The sequence below is a fragment of the Micromonospora sp. LZ34 genome (assembly GCF_052981855.1).
Genome location: NZ_JBRIQN010000042.1, coordinates 1 through 19,047, shown reverse-complemented (window position 1 = coordinate 19,047; position 19,047 = coordinate 1). Strand labels below are relative to the sequence as shown.

General features: G+C 74.9%; 18 protein-coding genes and 1 pseudogene. 14 read left to right on the top strand and 5 right to left on the bottom strand.

Annotation, left to right across the window (positions count from 1 at the left end):
* Nucleotides 1-21: 21 nt before the first annotated feature.
* From ACVCAH_RS30045 to ACVCAH_RS30005, 9 genes and pseudogenes are all read left to right on the top strand, one after another.
* Nucleotides 22-807, top strand: a pseudogene (locus ACVCAH_RS30045) (LysR family transcriptional regulator); the annotation flags it as partial.
* Between the two features lie 145 nt (nt 808-952).
* Entirely contained in the window at nt 953-1,441 is a 489-nt protein-coding gene (smpB, locus tag ACVCAH_RS30040) for an SsrA-binding protein SmpB (protein ID WP_447139603.1), read from the top strand.
* A gap of 244 nt (nt 1,442-1,685) precedes the next feature.
* The gene (locus ACVCAH_RS30035; RefSeq protein ID WP_447139602.1) at nt 1,686-2,078 is read left to right on the top strand and encodes an SCO5389 family protein; all 393 of its coding nucleotides are present in this window, start codon (nt 1,686-1,688) and stop codon (nt 2,076-2,078) included.
* A 140-nt stretch (nt 2,079-2,218) separates the two neighbouring features.
* Complete coding sequence (locus tag ACVCAH_RS30030) at nt 2,219-2,638, top strand: TOBE domain-containing protein (RefSeq protein WP_447139601.1); 420 nt, start codon at nt 2,219-2,221, stop codon at nt 2,636-2,638.
* A complete protein-coding gene (modA, locus tag ACVCAH_RS30025; protein WP_447139600.1) occupies nt 2,635-3,429 on the top strand; it encodes a molybdate ABC transporter substrate-binding protein in 795 nt (264 codons plus the stop codon). Before ACVCAH_RS30030 ends, modA begins: the two co-directional genes overlap by 4 nt.
* A gap of 5 nt (nt 3,430-3,434) precedes the next feature.
* Nucleotides 3,435-4,268: an ABC transporter permease gene (locus ACVCAH_RS30020; protein WP_447139599.1), complete on the top strand. Its 834-nt coding sequence runs from the start codon at nt 3,435-3,437 to the stop codon at nt 4,266-4,268.
* Nucleotides 4,265-5,332, top strand: coding sequence for an ABC transporter ATP-binding protein (locus ACVCAH_RS30015; RefSeq protein WP_447139634.1), 1,068 nt, complete (start codon nt 4,265-4,267; stop codon nt 5,330-5,332). The genes ACVCAH_RS30020 and ACVCAH_RS30015 overlap by 4 nt, the downstream gene beginning before the upstream one ends.
* A 68-nt stretch (nt 5,333-5,400) precedes the next feature.
* The gene (locus ACVCAH_RS30010; RefSeq protein WP_447139598.1) at nt 5,401-6,033 is read left to right on the top strand and encodes a CG0192-related protein; all 633 of its coding nucleotides are present in this window, start codon (nt 5,401-5,403) and stop codon (nt 6,031-6,033) included.
* Nucleotides 6,034-6,336: 303 nt separating this feature from the next.
* Nucleotides 6,337-7,251 (top strand): DMT family transporter, encoded by a 915-nt coding sequence (locus tag ACVCAH_RS30005; protein WP_447139597.1) that lies wholly within the window; start codon nt 6,337-6,339, stop codon nt 7,249-7,251.
* Between the two features lie 333 nt (nt 7,252-7,584).
* On the opposite strand, the gene ACVCAH_RS30000 is transcribed toward ACVCAH_RS30005, so the two are convergent.
* On the bottom strand, nt 7,585-7,998 hold the full coding sequence (locus ACVCAH_RS30000; RefSeq protein ID WP_447139596.1) for a type II toxin-antitoxin system Phd/YefM family antitoxin: 414 nt from the start codon (nt 7,996-7,998) through the stop codon (nt 7,585-7,587).
* Between the two features lie 148 nt (nt 7,999-8,146).
* Here ACVCAH_RS30000 and ACVCAH_RS29995 point away from each other — a divergent pair, with 148 nt between their 5' ends.
* Nucleotides 8,147-8,944, top strand: a complete 798-nt coding sequence (locus ACVCAH_RS29995; RefSeq protein WP_447139595.1) for an RNA ligase family protein — start codon at nt 8,147-8,149, stop codon at nt 8,942-8,944.
* Between the two features lie 187 nt (nt 8,945-9,131).
* Nucleotides 9,132-10,643 carry a chitinase gene (locus ACVCAH_RS29990; protein ID WP_447139633.1) on the top strand — a complete coding sequence of 504 codons (1,512 nt, stop codon included), beginning with the start codon at nt 9,132-9,134 and terminating at the stop codon, nt 10,641-10,643.
* Nucleotides 10,644-10,694: 51 nt separating this feature from the next.
* On the opposite strand, the gene ACVCAH_RS29985 is transcribed toward ACVCAH_RS29990, so the two are convergent.
* Nucleotides 10,695-11,270, bottom strand: coding sequence for a GNAT family N-acetyltransferase (locus tag ACVCAH_RS29985; protein ID WP_447139594.1), 576 nt, complete (start codon nt 11,268-11,270; stop codon nt 10,695-10,697).
* Nucleotides 11,271-11,412: 142 nt separating this feature from the next.
* Between ACVCAH_RS29985 and ACVCAH_RS29980 the strand changes: the two genes are divergently transcribed.
* Genes ACVCAH_RS29980 through ACVCAH_RS29970 form a run of 3 tightly spaced genes read left to right on the top strand, consistent with a single transcriptional unit; the run spans nt 11,413 to nt 14,890 of the window.
* Nucleotides 11,413-11,937, top strand: a complete 525-nt coding sequence (locus tag ACVCAH_RS29980) for a PadR family transcriptional regulator (RefSeq protein WP_447139593.1) — start codon at nt 11,413-11,415, stop codon at nt 11,935-11,937.
* Nucleotides 11,934-12,614 carry an ABC transporter ATP-binding protein gene (locus tag ACVCAH_RS29975; RefSeq protein WP_447139592.1) on the top strand — a complete coding sequence of 227 codons (681 nt, stop codon included), beginning with the start codon at nt 11,934-11,936 and terminating at the stop codon, nt 12,612-12,614. Before ACVCAH_RS29980 ends, ACVCAH_RS29975 begins: the two co-directional genes overlap by 4 nt.
* Complete coding sequence (locus ACVCAH_RS29970; protein ID WP_447139591.1) at nt 12,611-14,890, top strand: FtsX-like permease family protein; 2,280 nt, start codon at nt 12,611-12,613, stop codon at nt 14,888-14,890. The genes ACVCAH_RS29975 and ACVCAH_RS29970 overlap by 4 nt, the downstream gene beginning before the upstream one ends.
* Before the next feature lie 93 nt (nt 14,891-14,983).
* Here the strand turns inward: ACVCAH_RS29970 and ACVCAH_RS29965 are convergent, their stop codons facing one another.
* The 3 genes from ACVCAH_RS29965 to tnpB all read right to left on the bottom strand — a co-directional run.
* Nucleotides 14,984-16,189, bottom strand: coding sequence for a (Fe-S)-binding protein (locus tag ACVCAH_RS29965; RefSeq protein WP_447139590.1), 1,206 nt, complete (start codon nt 16,187-16,189; stop codon nt 14,984-14,986).
* A complete protein-coding gene (locus ACVCAH_RS29960; RefSeq protein ID WP_447139589.1) occupies nt 16,186-17,571 on the bottom strand; it encodes an FAD-binding oxidoreductase in 1,386 nt (461 codons plus the stop codon). The genes ACVCAH_RS29965 and ACVCAH_RS29960 overlap by 4 nt, the downstream gene beginning before the upstream one ends.
* Before the next feature lie 352 nt (nt 17,572-17,923).
* A partial coding sequence (gene tnpB, locus ACVCAH_RS29955) for an IS607 family element RNA-guided endonuclease TnpB (protein WP_447139588.1) occupies nt 17,924-19,047 on the bottom strand: 1,124 nt, incomplete at its 5' end.

Below are 19,047 nucleotides of genomic sequence, written 5' to 3'. Positions count from 1 at the left end.
TGGCTGCCATGCGGCGAGCGCATGGCGGCGAATATCCTGCCGGGCATGCATCCGCACGCCCTGGACGTGTTCCGGACGGTGGCCCGGCACGGGTCGATCACCGCCGCGGCACGCGAGCTCCGCTACACCCAGTCGGCGGTGTCCCGGCAGATCGCCGCCCTGGAGGCGGAGCTCGGGGCGGTGCTCTTCGACCGATTCCCCCGCGGCGTCGCGTTGACCGAACCGGGGCGCTGCCTGCTGCCGCACGCGGAGGCGGTGCTGGAGCGGCTGGCCACCGTCCACCGCGAGCTGGACGCGCTGCGCGGCCTGGGCGGCGGGCGGCTGCGGGTCGGAGCGTTCCCCACCGCGATGGCGGCCCTCGTGCCGCGCGCACTGGCCGCGTTCCGGACGGCGTACCCGGAGGTCGCGCTCTCCCTGGTCGAGGGACGCACGCCGGCCCTGCTGGAGCGGCTGCTCGCCGGCGACGCCGACCTGGCGGTGGTGAGCGCGCCGCCGGACCAGCCGCTGGACGGTGGCCGCTTCGCCCTGCACCACCTGCTCGACGAGCGGCTGCTCGTCGCCGTGCCCCGCAACCATCGGCTGGCCCGGCGCCGCACGGTGCGCCTCGCCGGCGAGGAGTCGTTCGTGACCGGCTCGACCGGCGCCGAGGACCCGCTGATGCGGGCCGCCATGCCGCCCGGATTCCGGCCCCGTGTCGACATCGTGGCCGCGGACTGGACCGGCAAGCTCGGCTGTGTGGCGGCCGGGCTCGGCGTCGCCCTGGTGCCCGCGCTGGCCGTCCGGGCCACCCCGGCCGACCTGGCGCTGCTGCGGCTGCACCCCGACGACGCGCCGGTGCGCCAGGTGTACGCGGCCACCGTCGCCGACGGCACCGGCCACCCGCCGTCGACCGGCTGCTCGACGGCCTCACCGCCCAGGCCCGCACCGGCTGACCCGCGGCTATTCTCGCCGGGTGGACCGGTCCCGGCAGACGCGCAGCCTGATCGCCTCGAACAAGCGGGCGCGGCACGACTACACCGTCCTCAAGACGTACGAGGCCGGGATCGTGCTGGTCGGCACCGAGGTCAAGTCGCTGCGCGAGGGCCGGGCGTCGCTGGTCGACGCGTTCGCCCAGGAGCGCGACAGCGAGCTCATGCTGTACGGGCTGCACATCGCCGAGTACGGCCTCGGCAGCTGGACCAACCACGCGCCGCGGCGGACCCGTAAGCTGCTGCTGCACCGGGTGGAGATCGACCGGATCCGGGAGAAGGTCCGCGAGGGCGGGCTGACCCTGGTGCCGCTGTCGATGTACTTCGCCAACGGCTTCGCGAAGGTCGAGCTCGCCCTGGCCAAGGGCCGCCGGTCGTACGACAAGCGGCAGGCGCTGGCCGAGCGGGACGCCAACCGGGAGATCGCCCGGGAACTGGGCCGCCACCTCAAGGGCCGGACCCGGCGCGGCTGACCGCCCCGGCCGTCGCCCACTGCCGCCCGTCACCCGGCCCGCCGCCGGCCGCCTCCTTGGCCCGCCGCCACCCACCGCCGACGCCAGCCGGCCCGCCACCTCGGTCGCCGATCCGTCGTCGGGTCGTCACGCACCGCTGATCCGACGCGCCGGAACGTGTTGACCTGTCCGCCGGTCTCGTGGTGTCCTCACTGGGCAACGGTAATGGCAACCGTGTTCATTACCAACAGTCCGAGGAGGACCCATGTCGCTCACCGTCCCGCCCGCCCTGCTCAACGCCGCCGAGCGCGGCCCCGTCGACGACGCCGAGTTCATCGCCTGCGTCCGCGACTCGCTGCCGTACGCCTTCCAGACCGTGCGCCGGGTGGTGGCCGAGCTGGCGGCCACCGGCGCGGACCACGCCGACGACGCGGTCCCGCCGCCCACCGAGGCCGACCGCGGCCAGTTGCTGCGGGCGCTGGCCAGCGACGCGATCCGGGGTGGTCTGGAGCGGCACTTCAACGTGCGGCTCGCCTTCCAGAACTGCCACCGGGTGGCCGCGTTCCGCCCGGCCGCGGTCGACTCCGAGGCATACCGGCGCTTCGTCTCCGCCCGGGGCCAACTGCTCAACCAGTCCCCCGAGCTGCGCAACTGCTGATCACGCCGGGCGGGGCGTCCGGCACCGGCCCGGACGCCTCGCTTGGGGCGGCAACTGCGAACGTCCGGCGCGCCGCCACCGGGCATCTGCGGCCGATCGGGCCGGTACCCACTCGCGGATGCGTCGGCTAGGGTGAGCCGGTGACGAGGTTCCGGATCGGGGAGGCGGCCGAGTTGCTCGGCGTCAGCCCGGACACCGTCCGGCGGTGGATCGACGGTGGCCGGCTCGCCGCCGGCCGCGACGGGCACGGTCACCGGGTGGTCGACGGCGTCGACCTGGCGGCGTACGCCCGGTCGCAGGCGGCCGACCCGGACGACCGCTCGGACGCCTCCTCGGCCCGCAACCGGCTGCGCGGCATCGTGGTCAACGTCGTCAAGGACACCGTGATGGCGCAGGTCGACATCCAGGCCGGGCCGTTCCGCATCGTGTCGCTGATGAGCCGCGAGGCGGTCGACGAGCTGGACCTGCGGGTCGGGTCGGTGGCCGTCGCCGTGATCAAGTCGACCACAGTGGTGGTGGAGCGGGCGGTCGCCGGCGCCGGCCGGGGACGGTCCGCGTGACGACGGCCCGGCGGGCGCGTACCGCGCTGGCGGGGATCGCGGTGGCGGTCCTCACGGCTCTCACCGGGTGCGGCGGCGGCACGGCGACCGGCCCGGCCGGCGCGGCGGGCGGCGTCACCGGGACGGTGACCGTCTTCGCCGCCGCGTCGCTGACCGAGTCGTTCACCCGGATCGGCCGGGACTTCGAGGCCGCCCACCCGGGCACCACGGTGGTCTTCAACTTCGCCGCCAGCTCCGCCCTCGCCAACCAGGTCAACCAGGGCGCGCCGGCCGACGTCTTCGCCTCGGCCGCGGCGCGGAACATGGCCAGCGTGACCGACGCCGGCAACGCCGACGGCACGCCGGTCGTCTTCGCGCGTAACCAGCTGGTCATCGCCGTGCCCGCGGGCAACCCGAAGGGGATCGCCGGCCTCGCCGACCTGGCGGACCCGGCGGTGAAGGTCGCGCTCTGCGCCGAACAGGTGCCGTGCGGCGCGGCCGCGCGCACCGCGCTCGACGCCGCGTCGGTCGCGCTGACCCCGGTCACCCTGGAACAGGACGTGAAGGGCGCGCTGTCCAAGGTGAAGCTGGGCGAGGTCGACGCCGTCCTGGTCTACCGCACGGACGCCGGGGCCGCCGCGACCGAGGTGACCGGCGTCGAGTTCCCGGAGTCGGCCGGCGCCGTCACCGACTACCCGATCGTCGCGCTCCGGGACGCGCCGAACCCGGCAGGCGCGCGGGCTTTCATCGGGTACGTCCGCTCCGACCGCGGGCAGGCGGTGCTCGCCGAGGCCGGGTTCCAGGCCCCGTAGCGTCGATGAACCGCACCGACACCCCCGCGCCGGCCCGCCGGCGCCGGCCACCCCGTACCCGTGCCGGAGTCCCGCTCGCGCTGCTGCTCCCCGCAGCACTCGGGGTGCTCTTCCTCACCCTGCCGCTGGCCGGGCTGCTGGCCCACGCCCCCTGGGCCGACCTGCCGCGGCGGCTCGCCGAACCCGGCGTGCTCACCGCGCTGCGGCTGTCTATGCAGACCGCGACCCTGGCCACCCTGCTCTGCCTGCTGCTCGGGGTGCCGCTGGCGTGGCTGCTCGCCCGGGTCGAGTTCCCCGGCCGGCGTCTGGTCCGCGCTCTGGTCACCGTGCCGCTGGTGCTGCCGCCGGTGGTCGGCGGGGTGGCGCTGCTGCTGGTCTTCGGCCGGCGGGGGCTGCTCGGCGGCTGGCTGGACGCCACCTTCGGGGTCACCCTGCCGTTCACCACCGCGGGCGTGGTGCTCGCCGAGGCGTTCGTCGCGATGCCGTTCCTGGTCATCGCCGTCGAGGGCGCGCTGCGCGGGGCGGACCAGCGCTACGAGGAGGCGGCCGCGACCCTCGGCGCCGGGCGGTGGACCACCTTCACCCACGTCACCCTGCCCCTGGTGGCGCCCGGCCTGGCCGCCGGCGCGGTGCTCTGCTGGGCCCGGGCGCTGGGCGAGTTCGGCGCCACCATCACCTTCGCCGGCAACTACCCGGGGCGGACGCAGACCATGCCGCTCGCCGTCTACCTGGCCCTGGAGACCGACCTGGAGGCGGCCGTGGTGCTCAGCCTGATCCTGCTCACCGTCTCGGTGGCCATCCTCGCCGCCCTGCGCGACCGGTGGATCACCAGCTCGTGACCGCCGCGCTGCTGGACGCCCACCTCGTCGCCGACCGGGGCACGTTCCACCTCGACGTGCCGTTGCGGATCGCCGCCGGTGAGGTGGTCGCACTGCTCGGCCCGAACGGCGCCGGCAAGACCACCGCGCTGCGCGCGCTCGCCGGCCTGCACCCGTTGACCGACGGGCACGTCACGCTGGCCGGCGTCGACCTGGACCGGCCGCGACGCCGGCTGCGCACGCCGACCGAGCGCCGGCCGGTCGGCGTGGTCTTCCAGGACTACCTGCTCTTCCCGCACCTGAGCGCGCGGGACAACGTGGCCTTCGGGCTGCGCCGGCACGGCGTCGACCGGCGCGCCGCGCGACGGGCGGCGCTGGACTGGCTCGGCCGGGTAGGGCTGGCCGAGCACGCCCACCGGCGGCCCCGGCAGCTCTCCGGCGGGCAGGCGCAACGGGTGGCCCTGGCCCGCGCCCTCGCCGTCACACCGTCGCTGCTGCTGCTGGACGAGCCGCTCGCCGCCCTGGACGCGCGTACCCGGCTCGACACCCGCGCCGAGCTGCACCGCCATCTCGCCGCCCATCCGGGGGCGACGCTGCTGGTCACCCACGATCCCCTCGACGCGCTGGTGCTGGCCGACCGGCTGGTCATCGTGGAGGACGGCCGGGTGGTGCAGGAGGGCGACGCTGCCACGGTGACCGCCCGGCCGCGCACCGACTACGTGGCCCGGCTGGTGGGGCTGAACCTGCACCGCGGCCGGGCGGACGGGCACGTCGTGCGGGTCGCCGACGGGCTGGCGCTCACCGTCGCCGAGCGGCTCGACGGGGACGCCTTCGTGGCGTTCCGGCCGACGGCGGTGGCCCTGCACCCGGACCGGCCGGAGGGCAGCCCCCGCAACACCTGGCCGGCCCGGGTGACCGGGGTGCAGCGGCACGGCGACAACCTGCGGGTGCAGCTCGACGGCCCGATCGTGGTGGCCGCGGACGTCACCCCGGCGGCCGCCGCCCAGCTCCGTCTGGTGCCGGGGCAGCCGGTCTGGGCCGCGGTCAAGGCGACCGAGACGCACGCGTACCCGGCCAGCGGCTGACCCCTTCGCCGGCTTGCGGCCGGTGGTCGCCGGCCTCCGCCCTCGCCGCCGGCTCTATGATCCGGCGCATGGCTCTGCTGCACCGGGCGGAACTGCGCCCCTCCAAGCTCGAACTCCTCGCCGCGTGGCTGCCGGGCCGCCCCTGGTTCGAAGGGGACGCCGGCGCCGGCATCGAGCGGGTGGCCACCTATCGCTTCGACGACCCGGCCGGCGAGGTCGGTATCGAGACCATGCTGGTCCGGGCCGGCGGCGGGCCGGTCCACCAGGTGCCGCTGACCTACCGCGGCGCACCGCTGGACGGCGCCGAGGCGTGGCTGGTCGGCACCTGCGAGCACTCGGTGCTGGGCCACCGCTGGGTGTACGACGCCTGCGGCGACCCGGTCTACGCCGCTGCGCTGGCCGCGGCGATCCTCGCCCACACCGGCCAGGCGGAGGAGTACTTCGAGGTGGACGGCCGGCGCGAGCACCGCGCCCCCAGCATGGCGATCGCCGCCGAGGGCGCGCGGCGGGCCGTCGTCCCGCCGGTGGGCTCGGTGGACCGGGTGGCGGACGACGACCCGACCCGGATCGTCACCGACGCGGTCGACCTGACCGTCGTCCGGCGGGTCGGTGACCACACCGACCTGCCGGGGAGCCGGCTGACCGGCAGCTGGGAGGGCCAACCGGCGCCGCTGCCGCTGGCGTACGCCTCGCTCCGCTGACCGGCCGACACCGCCCGCCCGTCGGCGAGCGACTCGGCCTCGTCCGTGTTTGTGCCGCCGAGTCGGCCGCCGCTGCGCGGCTGGGCACCGCCCGATACGACATGGCGTCGCTGCCGGGTCGCCAATAGGATCAGATCATGTACCGGACCTTCGTCACCATCGCGCCGCCGCGCTCCTGAGCGGGGCGACTCTGCTCATCGCGTCCAGCCGTTGTGCGGGCTGAACGCGCGGTTCACGCATCGTTGAGTTCGGTACGTCCCGCTTCCGCGACTTATTCCTTCTCGTCGCAGGAGCGATTCCTTCATGCTTGTCTCCGAACACCCGGTGGCCGCCGCTCGACGCTCCGCCACCGGCCTGTGGTTGCTCGTATCCGCAGGCGTGCTGTGGGGCACCGGTGGTCCCTCCGGCAGCCTGCTCGCCCTCGAAACGGGGTTGTCGCCGCTGGCGGTAGCCGCGTACCGGCTCGCCATCGGCGGCACCCTCATCGTCGTCCCGCTCGTGCTGACCCGACGGCCGTTGCCGCGTGGCCGGCACGCCTGGACCCGGATCACCGTGCTCGGCATGCTCGCCGCCGTCTTCCAGGCCTGCTTCTTCGCCGCGGTATCACTCACCACGGTGACCGTCGCCACCCTGCTCACCATCGGCACGTCACCCGTCCTGGTCCTGATCGCCGAGTGGATCACCGGGCGGCGACGGATCAGCCTGCTGATCCTCGCGACAGTGGCACTGGCCGTCACCGGTCTGGCCTTGCTCGTCGGCGCACCGTCCAGCGGTCACAGCATCTCGGGCGTGCTTGCCGGAGCCGCACTGGCGCTGCTCTCGGCAGGCGGTTTCGCCACCATGACCTTCGTCAGCGCCCGACCCGTTCCCGGCCTCGACGACCTCGCCGCGACCGGGTTCGGCTTCACCATCGGCGCAGCCACGCTCGCCCCGCTCGCCGCCGAGACATCGGGCATGAGCTTCACCCCGGGCTGGGCCTCCATCGGGCTACTGCTTCTCCTGGGCACCGCGCCCACCGCCGTGGCGTACACCCTGTACTTCCGAGGGCTGCGTACCACCTCGGCCGGTACCGCAGCACTGATGGCGCTGCTGGAACCACTCGTCGGAACGGCCTTGGCGACCTGGATCCTCGGCGACCGTCTCAGCCCCACCGGTCTGGTCGGCGCCGCGCTGCTCACCACGGCCATCCTGCTCCACACCCGCCACTCGCCCCGCTAGCCGTCTGGGCCCGGGCCAGGATTGCCGACAACACCTGCCCGGGCCCCGACGTTCGCCATGGCTTCCGACCTTGAACCGGTTGCGTGTGGCGCCTTGGCCCGGGTTGTGGGCCCCGTCTGCTTGCGCGAGCGGGAGATCCGGCTCCTGGACGGATAGCTGCCACGCTCGCCACCACAGTGGGGCGAGTTGCCGGCGTGCGGCCTCCAGCTACCGACTGACACAGGCGGGTGATCTCGTCGTGCTGAGCGGCGAGTTGTGACAGTGCCCGGATCTCGAAGGTGAGCAGCCCGGAGATCGTCCTGTCGGCAACGCGGACCCGACCGCCCTAGCAGCTCAGCGGCGCAGCAGGTCGGTGTGCGCGGCGCGCAGCCGGGCCAGCGCGGGATCGCTGCCCGGTGGGACCCGCCGGTCCAGCTCCGCCCAGACCTCGGCCAGCGCGGTGGCAACGACGCGCAGCTCGGCGGCGTGCCGGCGGCCGCTCTGCCGGTGCAGCTCGTCGAGGCGGCGGGCCCAGCCGGCGGTGACCTCGGCGAGACGGTCTGCGTCGGCGCGGGCCTGGGCGGCGGTGCGCGCGGCGGCGGCCGGCACGATCGCGGCGACCGGGCGGGGATCACCGTCGCGGGTGAGCACCGTGACGGTGTCGGTCAGCTCGGCGAGGGCGACGAGCTGGGTCAGCCGGGTGCGCGCCTCGCGCAGGGGCAGCGAGCGCGGCTGGGCCGACGGCGGGGTGCGGGCGGGGACAGCCATGGATGCATGGTGACCGGCGGGTACGACAATCCGCCCGTCGCGGGTCCAGCATGGACGGTGGAAAATCCCACGGAACGCGCCGCGGCGCCGCGTTACGCTGCCCGCCCAGCGTCGGCACCCGGAACAGGGGCCGACGGATCCTGCGGTGATGAGGAGTGCCGTGGCCCGCATCGAACTCCGGACGGTCGACCTGCGTGCGATCAACTCGATGACCAAGTACCCGTCGATCCCGACGTACCACACGCTGGACCCGCGGGACGGGGGCCTGCGGGAGGAGTGCGTCGAGTTCACCGGGCCGGTCACCCTCACCGAGAAGGTCGACGGGACCAACGCCCGGGTCGTCGTGCTGCCGGACGGGTCGTACCTCATCGGCAGTCGGGAGGAGCTGCTGTACGCGCGGGGTGACCTCATCGGCAACCCGGCGCTCGGCATCGTCGACGCCCTGCGCGAGGTGGCCGAGGCACTGCGCGTGACCGCGGCGGACGACCGGGTCACGGTCTTCTACCTGGAGGTCTACGGCGGCAAGGTGACCGGGGCGTCCCGCAACTACACCGACAGCCGGCGGGTGGGGCACCGGCTCTTCGACGTGGCGGTGCTCGACGGCCCGGGGACCGTGCTGGACTGGCCGGCCGAACGGATCTCGGCCTGGCGGGACGGCGGCGGCCAGCGGTTCCTGCCCGAGGAGGACCTGCTCGACCGGGCCGCGAAGTTCGGGCTGGCGACGGTGCCCCGGCTGGACACCATCGCCGCCGACGAACTGCCCCGCGAGGTGGACAAGATGCACGCGTTCCTCACCGGCCGGCTGCCCCGGACGCTGGTCGCCCTGGACGGCCCGGCGGGCGCGTCCGAGGGGATGGTGCTCCGGTCGGCGGACCGCGCGGTGATCGCGAAGGCCCGGTTCCAGGACTACGCGCGCACCCTGCGCCGCCGCGACGGGCGCGGCTGACCCGACGCGCGCGGCGACACGGCCGGCGGCGGGACGTTTTCCGTCGCCGGCCGGCGACCGGCCGGCCCGGCGACGACCGGCAGAACACGGGTCTGGACATCTACAGTTAACAATCCTAATAATTGTGCATCCGTCGATCCGACGGCCCTCGAACCGGGAGGTCCGGATGCGTCGCCCTGCCCGAAACCTGTTGCTGGCCGCCGTCGCGGCCCTCGCCACCGCCGCCGGCGCCACGCTCGTCCTGGCCGCCCCGGCCCGGGCCGCCGGCCCGACCGCCACCTTCGTCAAGACCGCCGACTGGGGCACTGGGTGGGAGGGGAAGTACACCATCACCAACGGCGGCGCCGGCACCATCACCGGCTGGCAGGTCGCCTTCACGCTGCCGGCCGGCACCACGCTCGGGTCCTACTGGGACGCCACGGCGAGCAGCGCCGGGCAGCGGCACACCTTCACCAACCGCTCGTGGAACGGCACCGTCGCGCCCGGCGCCTCGGTCTCGTCCGGGTTCCTGGCCACCGGCTCCGGCGCTCCCACCGACTGCACGCTCAACGGCGCGCCCTGCGGCGGCGGCACCCCGACCAGCCCGCCCACCACGACGCCACCGCCCACCACCCCACCGCCCACCACGCCACCGCCGACCACCCCGCCGCCGACCACCCCGCCGGTCGGCGGGCTGCCCCGGCACGCGCTGATCGGCTACCTGCACGCCAGCTTCGCCAACGGCTCGGGCTACCTGCGGATGGCCGACGTGCCCGCCGACTGGGACATCATCAACCTCGCTTTTGGCGAACCCACCTCGGTGACCTCCGGCGACATCCGCTTCCAGCTCTGCCCGGCGGCCGAGTGTCCGGGCGTCGAGACCGAGGCCGAGTTCATCGCGGCGATCCGCGCCAAGCAGCAGCAGGGCAAGAAGGTGCTGCTCTCCATCGGCGGGCAGAACGGCCAGGTGCAGCTCATCACCACCGCCGCCCGGGACACCTTCGTCCGGTCCGTCTCGGCGATCATCGACCGGTACGGACTGAACGGGCTGGACATCGACTTCGAGGGGCACTCGCTCTATCTGAACGCCGGTGACACCGACTTCCGCAACCCCACCACGCCGGTGATCGTCAACCTGATCTCCGCGCTCCGCGCCCTCAAGCAGCGGTACGGGGCGGGCTTCGTGCTCACCATGGCGCCGGAGACGTTCTTCGTCCAGCTCGGCTACCAGTTCTACGGGCCGGGACCGTGGGGCGGGCAGGACCCGCGCGCCGGGTCGTACCTGCCGGTGATCCACGCGCTGCGCAACGACCTGACCGTGCTGCACGTGCAGGACTACAACTCCGGCCCGATCGTCGGGCTGGACAACCAGTACCACACCATGGGCGGCGCCGACTTCCACATCGCGATGACCGACATGCTGCTCGCCGGATTCCCGGTGGCCGGCAACGCCAACGCGGTCTTCCCGCCGCTGCGCGAGGACCAGGTCGCCTTCGGCGCGCCGTCCTCGGTCAGCGCCGGCAACGGCTACGTCGCCCCGGCCGGCGTGCAGGCGGCGGTGACCTGCCTGGTACGGGAGCAGAACTGCGGGTCGTACACCCCGCGCAGTGGCACCAACCCCGACTTCCGGGGGCTGATGACCTGGTCGATCAACTGGGACCGCTACTACAGCTGGGAGTTCCGGCTGAGCCACGGCCCCTTCCTGAAGGCGCTGCCCTGAGCCGTCCGCCCGACGTGGTGACCCGGCCGACCCCGGCCGGGTCACCACCGGTCACTGGGCGCGGCGCTCGGGCACGTCTGACCCGGCGCGCCACTCGTGCGCCAGCACCGACCACACCTCGATGTCGATGCGCCGCCCGGCCGGGCCGGGGTAGACCTGCCGCAGTGTCCCGTCATGGCGCATGCCGAGCCGGCGGGCGACCGCGATGCTGCGGGCGTTCTCGGCGTTGGTGCGCCACTCCACCCGCTGGATGCCCCGCTCCCGCACGGCCCAGTCGACGATCCGGCCGACCGCCCGGCTGATCAGGCCGCGCCCCTCGGCGCCGGGCTCCAGCCAGCAGCCCGCCTCGGCGACGCCGACCGTCACGTCGAACGACACGAACATGACCCCGCCGACCAGGGTGCCGGACTGCCAGATGCCCCAGATGCCGCCGGCGTCGCGCGCCCACCGGTCGGCGTAGCGCTGCAGGACGGCGCGGGCCGAGGGCAGGTCGGTGGCCACGAAGGCCGGCGACACCCAGGGCGCGATGTGCTCCCGGGCCCGGTCCAGGTGGGCCAGGAACTCCTCGGCGAGCCACGGGTCGAGCGGACGCAGCTCGACGTCCTCGGTCAGGGGCAGGGCGAACACCGAACCTCCGTTGCTGATCTGACGGGTCGACCCCCATCCTGCCGCCGGCGCCGCACCCCGCCCCGGGCACCCCGGCCGGAACCGGCGCGGACGCCAACCGGGTGTATACATTAGGCGTATACGCGGTGTGTATAGTCCGCTCATGTCGATCGGACAGACCTTCCTCGGCCTCCTGGAGGCCACCCCCCGGCACGGCTACGACATCAAACGCCTCTACGACGAGCGCTTCGGCCACGCCCGCCCGCTCGCCTACGGCCAGGTCTACGCCACCCTGTCCCGGCTGCTGCGCGGCGGTCTGGTCGAGGTGGAGGCGGTCGAGCCCGGCGAGGGCCCGGAGCGCAAGCGGTACGCCATCACCGAGGCCGGCGTCACCGACGTGGCCGGCTGGCTGGCCCGGGCCGAGAAGCCCGAGCCCTACCTGCAGAGCACCCTCTACACCAAGGTGGTGCTCGCCCTGCTGACCGGGCGTAGCGCCGCCGACCTGCTCGACGTACAGCGCGCCGAGCACCTGCGGATGATGCGCGAGCTGACCCGCCGCAAGCGCGACGGCGACCTGGCCGAGCAGCTGATCTGCGACCACGCGCTGTTCCACCTGGAGGCCGACCTGCGCTGGCTGGAGCTGACCGCCGCCCGCCTCGACGACCTGGCCTCGGCGGTGCTGGCGTGAGCGCGCCGCTGCTGGCCGCCGAGGACCTGCACCGCTCCTTCGGGCCCACCCGCGCCCTGGCCGGCGCCAGCCTGCGGGTCGACCGGGGCGAGGTGGTGGCGGTGATGGGCTCGTCCGGCTCCGGCAAGTCCACCCTGCTGCACTGCCTCGCCGGCATCGTCCGGCCGGACTCCGGGCGGGTGCTGTTCGCGGGGCGCGACCTGGCGGCCCTCTCCGACGCCGAGCGCAGCGCCCTGCGCCGCGAGGCGTTCGGGTTCGTGTTCCAGTTCGGCCAGCTGGTGCCGGAGCTGACCTGCCTGGAGAACGTGGCGCTGCCGCTGCGGCTGGCCCGGGTCGACCGGCGCCAGGCCGAACGCCGGGCCGCCGAGTGGCTGGACCGGCTGGAGGTCGGCGAGGTGGCCGGCAAGCGGCCCGGCGAGGTCTCCGGCGGGCAGGGGCAGCGGATCGCCGTCGCCCGGGCACTGGTGACCCGACCGGAGGTGATCTTCGCTGACGAGCCGACCGGCGCGCTGGACTCGCTCAACGGCGAGCGGGTGATGAAGCTGCTCACCGGGGCCGCCCGGGAGACCGGCGCGGCGGTGGTGCTGGTGACGCACGAGGCGCGGGTGGCCGCGTACTCCGACCGGGAGGTGGTGGTGCGCGACGGCCGCACCCGCGACCTGGAGCCCGCGGCGTGAGCCGGCTACGTGGTGGCGCGGCCGACCTCACGATGGGCGCCCGGATGGCCTTCACCGGCGGCCGGGACGGCTGGCTGCGCGCGGTGCTGACCGCGCTCGGGGTCGGCATCGGCGTGGCGATGCTGCTGCTCGCCGCCGCGGTGCCGCACGCGCTGGACGCCCGGGAGGCCCGCGGGGACGCCCGCGACGACCTGCGGATGGGCGAACAGATCCCGGCCGCCGGCAACACCCTGCTGATCCGGGCGACCGACACCAGCTTCCACGACCGGCCGATCCGGGGCCGGGTGCTGCGCCCCGAGGGGCCGGCCGCGCCGACGCCGCCGGGGGTCGCCGCACTGCCCGGGCCCGGCGAGGTGGTCGTCTCCCCCGCGCTGCGCGACCTGCTCGACTCGCCCGACGGCGCGCTGCTCGCCCCGCGACTCGGCGGCGCCCGGATCACCGGCACCATCGGCGCCCAGGGTCTGGCCGGGCCGAACGAGCTGGCCTACTACCTGGGCAGCGCCACCCTCTCGGCCGACGAGGGCGCGTCCCGACTGGACGCCTTCGGCGGCGGACTACCCGGCGAGGGCTTCGGCCCGGTGCTGATGCTGCTCACGGTGATCATCTTCGTCGTACTGCTGCTGCCCATCGCGGTCTTCCTCGGCGCGGCCGTGCGGTTCGGCGGCGAACACCGGGACCGCCGGCTGGCCGCGCTGCGGCTCGTCGGCGCGGACGCCGCGATGATCCGCCGGATCGCCGCCGGGGAGGCCGCGGCCGCCGCGCTGCTCGGCGTCGCGGTCGGCGGCCTGCTCTTCCTCGCCGGACGGCAGGTGGTGCCGCTGGTCACGCTGATGGACCTCAGCGTGTACGCGGCCGACGTGCGCCCGCCGCTGCCGCTGGTCGTCGGGGTCGCCCTGGCGGTGCCCGCGCTGGCGGTGCTGGTGGCCATGGTGGCGCTGCGCGCCGTGGTGGTCGAGCCGCTCGGGGTGACCCGTCGGGCCACCCCGGTGCGCCGCCGGCTGGTGTGGCGGCTGCTGCTGCCCGCCGCCGGGCTCGGGCTGCTGCTGTCCGCCACCGCCGGCGTGACCCCGGCCGGGGCCGAGAACCAGACCGCCGCCGGCGCGGTGCTGCTGCCGGTCGGCACGGTCACCCTGCTGCCCTGGCTGACCGACCTGGTGGTCCGCCGGCTGCGCGGGGGGCCGGTGCCGTGGCAACTGGCGGTGCGCCGGCTCCAGGTCGACAGCACCGCCTCGGCGCGGCTGGTGAACGGCATCGCGGTGGCTGTCGCCGGCACCATCGGGCTGCAGATGCTCTTCGCCGGCGTGGCCGGCCAGTTCACCACGTCGACCGGGCAGGATCCGTCCCGCGCCCAGGTGCTGGTGCAGTTTCCGGCCCGGCCGGACGCCACCGCCGCGCTGGCCCGGCTGGCCGCCGCCCCCGGCGTGACCGGCGGCACCGGCACCCTGGTCACCGGGGTCACGGCCGCCGACGGCTACGCCGATCTGCGGATCGGCGACTGCGCCGCGCTGGCCGAGTTCGCCCGGCTGGACCGCTGCGCCGACGGCGACGTGTTCCTGGTCCGTGAGCCCGACGACGGAGGCCGGTCCGCGGCCATCCGACCCGGCGCCACGGTGGCGGTGGGCGACGGCGACGCCACCTGGCGGGTGCCCGCCGCCGCTCGGGAGGCATCGATCCGGCCTCATCCGGCGGGCTACCAGCAGACGGCTGTGCTGGCCACCCCGGCCGCGGTCGAGCAGGCCCGGCTCGGTCCGCTGCGCGCGGACGCGTACCTGCGGCTCGCCCCCGGGCAGCCGGACGCCGTCGAGCACGTCCGCAACGCGGCCGCCGGTGTCGACCTGTTCGCCGGCGTCCTCACGCTGACCGGCACCACCCAGGCGACCAAGTTCGTCAACATCCAGCGCGGCCTCTACATCGGCGCGGTGGTCACCCTGCTGCTGATCGCCGCCAGCATGCTGGTCGGGGTCCTGGAGCAGCTGCGGGAACGGCGCCGGCTGCTGGCCATGCTGGTCGCGGTCGGCACCCGGCGGGGCACGCTGAGCTGGTCGGTGCTCTGGCAGACCGCCGTGCCGGTGCTGGTCGGGCTGGCCCTCGCGGTGGTCTTCGGGCTGGGGCTGGGCGCGGTGCTGCTGCGCATGGTGCAGGCCCCGGTGGTCATCGACTGGTCGGTGCTCGCCCTCTCCACCGCGCTCGGCGCGGCGGTGGTGCTGCTGGTCACCGGGCTCAGCCTGCCCGTGCTCTGGCGGCTCACCCGCTCGGACGGCATCCGCACCGAGTGACCCGTGGCCCCGGCCGGCGCTCCTCCGCCCGGCCGGGGCCCCGGCGGGCGGACGGGAGCAGACGACGACGGTCGCCACCGCCGGCCGGGGCGGTCAGGCCGGCGGCGGCGCGGGGCTCGACGCCGTCGCATCGGCCAGCAGCTCGGCCAGGTGTACGGCCCGGACCCGGGATCGCCGCCGCCGCAGTCCGGTGCGCAGCTGCCGCAGGCAGCCGGGGTTCACCGCCACCACCAGGTCCACCCCGGCGGCCTCGATCTCGTCGATCTTGGCGTCCAGGATCCGGCGGGAGTCACGCGGCCGCAGCAGGGAGTACGTGCCGGCGGCGCCGCAGCAGGTGGCCGCCGAGGGCAGCTCGACGTAGTCGGCGACCTGGCGCAGCAGCGCCCGGGGCTCGGCGAAGACCCCGAGGCCGTTGCGCAGGTGGCAGGAGTCCTGCAGGGTGACCCGGGCCCGGCGGCCGGCCACCCGCAGCTCGACGCCGGCCGGCCGGCCCGCGAGCCAGGTGGACAGCTCCCGCACCCGCCCGGACCCGAGCACCGAGGCCAGGTGCGCCGCGCAACCGCCCGAGGTGGTGACGATGGTGCCCGGCAGTTCCGCGCCGAGCCGACGGGCCAGCCGCTCACCGCCGGCCAGGTCGCCGTTGTGCGCGTGCAGCGCGCCGCAGCAGCCCTGCGCGGTCGGCGCGGCCAGCGCCGGGTCGAGGGCCCGGGCGGCGCGACTGACCGCCGGGAAGAGGCCCCGCTCGAAGCAGCCCAGCATGAGCTGCGCGGGCGGCTGCTCGACCAGGGCGGGGCCCGGCGCATCGGCAGCCGGCTCGACGGCCGGGGTCGGAACGGTGGACACTCCGGTGGTCCCGGCCGGGGCCGGGGTGGGCGGCCGCGGGGTTCCCGGGGCCGCCGGCGGGGTGAGGGCCGGGCCGCGGGCGGCGCCGCGGACCAGGCCGAGCAGGCGGAGCAGCCACCGCTGCTCGGCGACCAGCATCAGCGCCCGGGCCAGCAGCGGCCGGCGCCGGCCGCGCCACTGGTGCACCCGCCACTGCTCCAGCAGGCTGCCGTACTGCACGCCGGCCGGGCAGACCGGTTCGCACGCCCGGCAGCCCAGGCAGAACGAGGACTGCTCGGCGAGGGTCGGGTCGTCCGGGGGCAGAGTGCCGTCCTGCAGCGCCCGCATCAGGGTGATCCGGCCCCGCGGCGAGGACGCCTCGTCCCCGGTCATCGCGTACGTGGGGCAGGCGGGCAGGCAGAAGCCGCAGGAGATGCAGCGGGACAGCTGCTCCGGGTCGAACACGTCGCCGGTCACGAGCCCAGCTTTCCGGGGTTGAGGATGCCCGCCGGGTCGAAGGCGGTCTTGATCCGGCGGAGCAGGGCGAGCTGGTCGTCGCCGAGCCGGGCGGCGAGGAACGGCAGCTTCGCCGCACCCACCCCGTGTTCGCCGGTGATGGTGCCGCCGAGGTCGAGGGCGGCGGCGAAGACGTCGGCGAACGCCGCCTCGGCACGGCGTACCGCGTCGGTGTCGGCGGCGGATTTGAGCACGCAGGTGGGGTGCAGGTTGCCGTCGCCGGCGTGACCGAAGGTGGCGATGGCGACCCGGTGCCGCGCGGCGATCGCGTCGATCCGGTCGACCATCTCGGCGATCCGCGGCCGGGGCACGGTGGCGTCCTCCAGGATGGTCACCCCACCCCGGCGGGACAGCGCGGGCAGCGCGCAGCGCCGGGCGGCCAGCAGCGCCTCGGCCTGGGCGACCTCCCGGGCGGTGGTGACCTCCACGGCACCGGCCTCGGCGCAGGCGGCACCCATCCGGTCGAGGTGGGTGGCGACCAGGTCCGGCGGGCCGTCGTCGCCGAAGAGCAGCAGGGCGCCGGCGTCGGTACGCAGCCCCAGGTGGGCGAAGTCCTCCACCGCGTCGATGCAGGCCCGGTCGAGGAACTCCAGGGTCGCCGGCACCACCCCGGCCCGGATCACCCCAGCCACCGCCTCCCCCGCCTCGGCCAGCGACGGGAAGTACGCCACCCCGGTGTTGGCGGACGCGGGCGCCGGCAGCAGCGCCACGGTCGCCTCGGTGATCACCGCGAGGGTGCCCTCGGAGCCGGTGAGCAGCCGGGTGAGGTCGTAGCCGGCCACGTCCTTCCACAGTCGGCCTCCGGTGCGGATCACCTCGCCGGTGGGCAGCACCGCCTCCAGGCCGAGCACGTAGTTGCGGGTGACCCCGTACTTCAGGCCGCGCAGCCCGCCGGCGCAGGTGGCGATGGTGCCGCCCACGGTGGCGACGGTCCGGCTGCCCGGGTCGGGCGCCCAGAGCAGCCCGCGCCCGGCGGCGGCGTCGGCCAGCGCGGCGCTGGTCACGCCGGGCTGCACCCGGGCCAGCAGCTCGTCCGCGCTGACCTCGAGGATGGCGTTCAGCCGGGTCAGCACCAGCACGATCCCACCGTGCAGCGGCACGGTGGCCGCGCAGAGGTTCGAGCCCGCGCCGCGCGGCACCACCGGGACGCCGTGCCGGGTGGCCAGCGCCAGCACCGCGGCGACCTCGGCGGTGTCGGCCGGGAACACCACCGCGTCGGGCCGGTGCGTGAAGAGTGGGGTGGCGTCGCGGGCGTACGCGACGAGGTCGCCGTCGGCGTCGTGCACGTTTCCCGGGCCGACGATGCCCCGCAGCTCGGCGAGGACGGTCGCGGACAGCGCCATGCCAACCCTTCCCGGCGCGCCGGCCGCGCCCGGAGATTTCTGCCGACCATCGCCGAATGGTCGGCAATGACTTTCACCGGATCATAGTGAGCCACGCCAGCCAGGTGAAGACAGCCGCTCGGCGAAACCACTGACCTGCGCGCGCGCCAGGTGCACCGACCGGCCAGCCGGACGGCGGCCGGGACAACCCGCCGCCACCTGCTCCCTAACCCGGGGCGCCGGCCCGGTGACCGCCCGCTGCCCGGCCTCGGTGCCAGCGCGGCGATCACCGGATACCTCGGGCCGGTGGCAGGTGCTCCCACAGGGCGGCGTACTCGCCCACGGTGAGGAAGGACGGGTTCGCCGTTACCGCTCATGTAGCGTTAGTTAGCTTATGATCGGCAGTCCCGCCTTGCGGTGGGACGGTCCCGGTCTTGCCCGCCGTGGCGGTGCCGGGTTGACGCTTCGCAGCCACCGGCCCCGCGTGCGGGGTCTTACGGTCGGCTCCACGTCCGTTTTGCGTCTCCGAGCCACTCCCGGCGACGGTGGCCGCCAGGGCGGCCAGGTTGCGTGCGGCGTTGACGTCCCGGTCCAGGACGAGGCCGCAGGTGGTACAGGTGAAGGTGCGTTCGGACAGGGACAGCTTGGTTCTCACCGTGCCGCAGCCCGAGCACGTCTTGGACGAGGGATACCAGCGGTCGGCCACCACCAGACGGCCCCCGTACCACCGGGTCTTGTACTCCAACTGCCGGCGGATCTCGGCGAAGCCGGCGTCACTGATGCGCCGCGCCACCCTGTGTTTGCGCAGCATGCCGGCGACGTTGAGGTCCTCCACCACGACCGTGCCGTAACCGGTGGCGAGGCGGGTGGTGAGCTTGTGCAGGCCGTCACGGCGCAGGTTCGCCACCCGGGCATGCGCCCGGCCCAGCGCTGCTCGGGCGCGACACCACCGCTTCGAGGCATCACGCCGGGTACGCCGGCCGGGGCCGACCTTGCGGGACAACCCACGACTGATCCGGCGCAGCCTCCCCAGGGCCGCACCGAGATGTCCCGGGTTCGGCACCAGCTCCCCGGTGGACAACACCGCCAGGTGCGTCACCCCCAGATCGACACCGACCGTCGCATCCGGACACGCGGGTGCACGTTGCGCGCGCTGCACCTCGCAGGTGAACGACACGTACCACCGGCCCCCGTCACGACGCACCGTGGCCGACAGGATCCGGGCGGTCCCGGCCTCCAACCGGCGGGCCAGCTTGCGAGCCGACTCGTGCAGCTTCAACCGGCCCAGCCGGGGAAGAGTGACATGCTTACGGTCGGGTTCGATGCGGATGGTGCCGGTGGTGAACCGCACCGTCGGTGTCGACCGGTGGCGGGACTTGAACCGGGGAAACCCGACCGGCCGGCCGGCCCGCTTACCCGAGCGAGAGTCGGCCCAGTTCTTCAACCCACGAGCGAGGGCGTCCAGGCCGGTGTTGTACGCCTCCTTCGAGTAATCCC